This window comes from Mycobacterium sp. (genome assembly GCF_036488105.1).
Taxonomy (GTDB): domain Bacteria; phylum Actinomycetota; class Actinomycetes; order Mycobacteriales; family Mycobacteriaceae; genus Mycobacterium.
This window is the reverse complement of record NZ_DASXHW010000392.1, coordinates 1-4,655: the sequence shown is the minus strand read 5'-3', so window position 1 is coordinate 4,655 and position 4,655 is coordinate 1. Positions and strand designations below refer to the sequence as shown.

The window sequence follows — 4,655 nt, the reverse complement described above, 5'->3', positions numbered from 1 at the left end:
CCGGGCCGCCGTAGGTCGCACTAAGCGTTGTCAGCCTAGTCCGCCTCGGTTGCCGGCGCCGGTATCGAGCGGGCGACGGGAATCGAACCCGCGTAGCTAGTTTGGAAGACTAGGGCTCTACCATTGAGCTACGCCCGCATGGATTAGTCGAGCGCGACTTTACGGCGCGGCAGACATCAAATCCAAATGTTGTCGTCCCGTGACCTGGTGGTAGGCCACTGCGGGGACGGTGTGGCTTGGCCGTAGGATTTCGAGGTCACCGCGGGGTGTAGCGCAGCTTGGTAGCGCATCCGCTTTGGGAGCGGAAGGCCGCAGGTTCAAATCCTGTCACCCCGACTGGCATGCCACACCCAACGGGCTTGAGCATTACCAGGCCAATCAGGACAACCGAGGAGCGCACGCGTGAAGAGCACCGTCGAGCAGCTGAGCCCAACCCGGGTTCGCATCAACGTAGTGGTGCCTTTCAAAGAGCTAAAGCCGGACTTCGACCGGGCTTACAAGGAGCTTGCCAAGCAGGTGCGGCTCCCGGGTTTCCGTCCGGGCAAGGCTCCGGCCAAGCTGCTGGAGGCCCGCGTCGGCCGTGAGGCGATCATGGACCAGGTCGTCAACGAAGCTTTGCCCAGCCGCTACGGCCAGGCCGTGACGGAGTCCGACGTGCGGCCTCTTGGCCAGCCGGAGATCGAGGTCACCAAGAAGGAGTACGGCGAGGAGCTGGTCTTCACCGCCGAGGTCGACGTACGCCCCGATTTCACCCTGCCCGATCTGAGCTCGCTGACGATCTCTGTCGACCCGATCAAGGTCAGCGACGAGGACGTCGACGCCGAATTGCAGTCGCTGCGTGCCAGGTTCGGCACCCTGACCGGAGTCGAGCGTCCCGTCGCCTCCGGCGACTTCGTCTCGATCGACCTGTCGGCCAACATCGACGGCGAGGACGTGCCGGAGGCGTCCACGAAGGGTCTGTCCCACCAGGTCGGCTCCGGCCAACTCGTCGAGGGCATCGACGACGCGATCATCGGCCTGAAGGCCGGTGAGTCCAAGGCGTTCACCACCGAGATGGCCGCCGGCCCGCACGCCGGCAAGGAGGCTGAGATCACCGTCACCGTCGTCTCGGCCAAAGAACGTGAGCTGCCCGAACCCGATGACGAATTCGCCCAACTGGCAAGCGAATTCGACACGATCGACGAGTTGCGCGCCAATCTCTCCGATCAGGTCAGCCGGACCAAGCGCGTCCAGCAGGCCGAGGAGATTCGCACCGCCGCTTTGGATGCCTTGATCGAGCAGGTCGACATGCCGTTGCCCGAAGCGATCGTGCAGGCCCAGGTGGACAGCACGGTGCACAACGCGCTGCACGGGCTCAACCACGACGAAGCCAAGTTCGCCGAAGCGCTTGAAAAGCAGGGTTCGTCGCGTGAGAAATTCGACGCCGACACCCGCGCGGAGGCGGAGAAGGCCATCAAGACGCAGCTGCTGCTCGACGCGTTGGGCGACGACCTCGACATCCAGGTGGGGCAGGAAGACCTCACCGAACGTTTGGTGGTCACCTCGCGGCAGTACGGCATCCAGCCGCAAGAACTGCTTGGCTACCTGCAGCAGCAAAACCAGCTGCCGGCGATGTTCGCCGATGTGCGCCGTGGGCTGACCATCGCCGCAGTGGTCGAGGCGGCCACCGTCAAAGACAGCGACGGCACCGTCATCGACACCACCGAGTTCTTCGGCAAGCGCAGCCCGGAGGACGGCGACGTCGAAGAGTCCGACGATGACGATGCGGACGCCGCAGGCGACTCGAAGTGACGCTGTAAGCGAACGCGGGGGCTTCGGGGAGTGCTCGACGGCCCCGGTTGGTTAGTGTCGGTGAATACGGAACTCGAGAAAGCAGGTAACCCACTGTGAGCCGTGGGACTGAAATGCGCGCCAGCGCGATGGGTCTGAACCTCACCGACTCGGTCTACGAGCGATTGCTCTCCGAGCGCATCATCTTCCTGGGATCGCAGGTCGATGACGACATCGCCAACCGGCTCTGCGCGCAGATCCTGCTGCTCGCCGCCGAAGACGCGACCAAGGACATCCACCTGTACATCAACTCGCCCGGAGGATCGATCAGCGCCGGAATGGCGATCTACGACACGATGGTGCTGGCGCCGTGCGACATCGCCACCTACGCCATGGGCATGGCGGCTTCGATGGGCGAGTTCCTGTTGGCTGCCGGCACCAAAGGCAAGCGCTACGCGCTGCCGCACGCTCGCATCCTGATGCACCAACCGCTGGGCGGGGTGACCGGTAGCGCGGCCGACATCGCCATCCAGGCAGAGCAATTCACCGTCATCAAGAAAGAGATGTTCCGGCTCAACGCCGAATTCACCGGCCAGTCGATCGAGCGCATCGAAGCCGACTCCGATCGCGACCGGTGGTTCACCGCCCCTGAGGCCCTGGAGTACGGATTCGTCGACCACATCATCACCCGCGCCGAGCACATCAACGGAGAAGCCGAATGAACCCCGAGCTCGCGCCCCAGGCGCGTTACATCCTGCCGTCGTTCGTCGAGCACTCCAGCTGGGGTGTCAAAGAGTCGAACCCGTACAACAAGCTGTTCGAGGAACGCATCATCTTCCTGGGCGTCCAGGTCGACGACGCGTCGGCCAACGACGTCATGGCTCAGTTGCTGGTGCTGGAGTCGCTGGACCCCGACCGCGACATCACTATGTACATCAACTCGCCCGGCGGCAGTTTCACGTCGTTGATGGCGATCTACGACACCATGCAGTACGTGCGGGCCGACATCCAGACGGTGTGCCTGGGTCAGGCCGCCTCTGCCGCGGCCGTGCTGCTGGCCGCGGGCACCCCGGGTAAACGCATGGCGCTGCCCAACGCCCGGATACTGATTCACCAGCCGTCGCTGTCCGGCGTGATCCAGGGCCAGTTCTCTGACCTGGAGATCCAGGCCGCCGAGATCGAGCGGATGCGCACGCTGATGGAGACGACGCTGGCGCACCACACCAACAAGGACGCCGCGGTCGTGCGCAAGGACACCGACCGGGACAAGATTCTGACCGCCGCCGAGGCGAAGGAATACGGGATCATCGACACCGTGCTGGAGTACCGGAAGCTCTCGGCGTCGACGGCCTAACTGGCAGCCGCGCGGGGCTAATTCAGGGCCGCCGCCGCTGGATGGGTGTCGGGTTCGTCTGCCTCTCAGTCGCATAACGGCCGCGACACGCCAAAGACACAGCTGCGCGTTCAGGCGCGCGTAGGGGACCGCAAGGCGATATGTTCAGGCGCACAACACGAATATCACCGACGCGATTCACCTCTATCGGTCGCATCGCCGTGGAGCAAGCGGGTAGCGTCGGGAATACACGCGACATAGCACCATCAACACGGTGAACAGGAAGTAGGCCCCCAGCACCATGGCGCGCATCGGAGACGGCGGCGACCTGCTGAAGTGCTCGTTCTGTGGGAAGAGCCAGAAGCAGGAAAAAAAGCTCATTGCGGGGCCAGGCGTGTACATCTGCGATGAGTGCATTGATCTGTGCAACGAGATCATCGAAGAGGAACTCGCCGACGCCGACGACGTAAAACTCGACGAACTGCCCAAGCCTGCCGAGATCCGGGAATTCCTGGAGGGCTACGTCATCGGTCAGGACACCGCCAAGCGGACCCTCGCGGTCGCGGTCTACAACCACTACAAGCGAATCCAGGCCGGTGAGAAGGGTCGCGACTCCCGCTCCAGCGAGCTGGTCGAGTTGACCAAGTCCAACATCTTGATGCTGGGCCCCACCGGCTGCGGAAAGACCTACCTGGCCCAGACCCTGGCCAAGATGCTCAACGTCCCGTTCGCGATCGCCGACGCCACGGCGCTGACCGAGGCCGGCTATGTCGGCGAAGACGTCGAGAACATTCTGCTCAAGCTGATCCAGGCCGCCGACTACGACGTCAAGCGCGCCGAGACCGGCATCATCTACATCGACGAGGTCGACAAGATCGCCCGCAAGAGCGAGAACCCCTCGATCACCCGCGACGTGTCCGGGGAAGGCGTGCAGCAGGCCCTGCTGAAGATCCTGGAGGGCACCCAGGCGTCGGTGCCGCCGCAGGGCGGTCGTAAGCACCCGCACCAGGAGTTCATTCAGATCGACACCACCAACGTGTTGTTCATCGTGGCGGGTGCGTTCGCGGGTCTGGAGAAGATCGTCTCCGACCGGGTCGGCAAGCGCGGTCTGGGCTTCGGGGCCGAGGTGCGCTCCAAGGCCGAGATCGACACCACCGACCACTTCGCCGAGGTCATGCCCGAGGACCTGATCAAATACGGGCTGATTCCGGAGTTCATCGGCCGGTTGCCGGTGGTCGCCTCGGTGACGAACTTGGACATGGAGTCGCTGGTCAAGATCCTGTCCGAGCCAAAGAACGCTTTGGTCAAGCAGTACACCCGGCTCTTCGAGATGGACAACGTCGAACTCGAGTTCAGCGAGGACGCCTTGGAGGCGATCGCCGACCAGGCGATCCACCGCGGCACCGGTGCCCGTGGCCTGCGCGCGATCATGGAAGAAGTCCTGCTGCCGGTGATGTACGACATCCCCAGCCGCGACGACGTCGCCAAGGTCGTGGTGACCAAGGAGACCGTCCAGGACAACGTGCTGCCGACGATCGTTCCGCGCAAGGCG

4 protein-coding genes and 2 tRNA genes are annotated in these 4,655 nt (G+C 63.8%); 5 read left to right on the top strand and 1 reads right to left on the bottom strand.

What is annotated here, in order from left to right:
* Window positions 1-67 precede the first annotated feature (67 nt).
* Window positions 68-138: transfer RNA gene (locus tag VGH54_RS20815), tRNA-Gly, on the bottom strand.
* A gap of 124 nt (window positions 139-262) precedes the next feature.
* Here VGH54_RS20815 and VGH54_RS20810 point away from each other — a divergent pair.
* The 5 genes from VGH54_RS20810 to clpX form a co-directional block, all read left to right on the top strand.
* Window positions 263-336: transfer RNA gene (locus tag VGH54_RS20810), tRNA-Pro, on the top strand.
* A 66-nt stretch (window positions 337-402) separates the two neighbouring features.
* Window positions 403-1,791 carry a trigger factor gene (gene tig, locus VGH54_RS20805; protein WP_331513977.1) on the top strand — a complete coding sequence of 463 codons (1,389 nt, stop codon included), beginning with the start codon at window positions 403-405 and terminating at the stop codon, window positions 1,789-1,791.
* 95 nt (window positions 1,792-1,886) lie between these two features.
* The gene (locus VGH54_RS20800; protein WP_331513976.1) at window positions 1,887-2,492 is read left to right on the top strand and encodes an ATP-dependent Clp protease proteolytic subunit; all 606 of its coding nucleotides are present in this window, start codon (window positions 1,887-1,889) and stop codon (window positions 2,490-2,492) included.
* A complete protein-coding gene (locus VGH54_RS20795; RefSeq protein WP_331513975.1) occupies window positions 2,489-3,124 on the top strand; it encodes an ATP-dependent Clp protease proteolytic subunit in 636 nt (211 codons plus the stop codon). Before VGH54_RS20800 ends, VGH54_RS20795 begins: the two co-directional genes overlap by 4 nt.
* Window positions 3,125-3,404: 280 nt before the next feature.
* Window positions 3,405-4,655 (top strand): ATP-dependent Clp protease ATP-binding subunit ClpX (clpX, locus tag VGH54_RS20790; protein ID WP_331513974.1); only part of this gene is annotated, 1,251 nt, incomplete at its 3' end.

Excerpts from the sequence above, each read along its gene's own strand:
- VGH54_RS20795 (WP_331513975.1), top strand. The coding sequence starts at position 2,489 with ATGAACCCCGAGCTCGCGCCCCAGGCGCGTTACATCCTGCCGTCGTTC.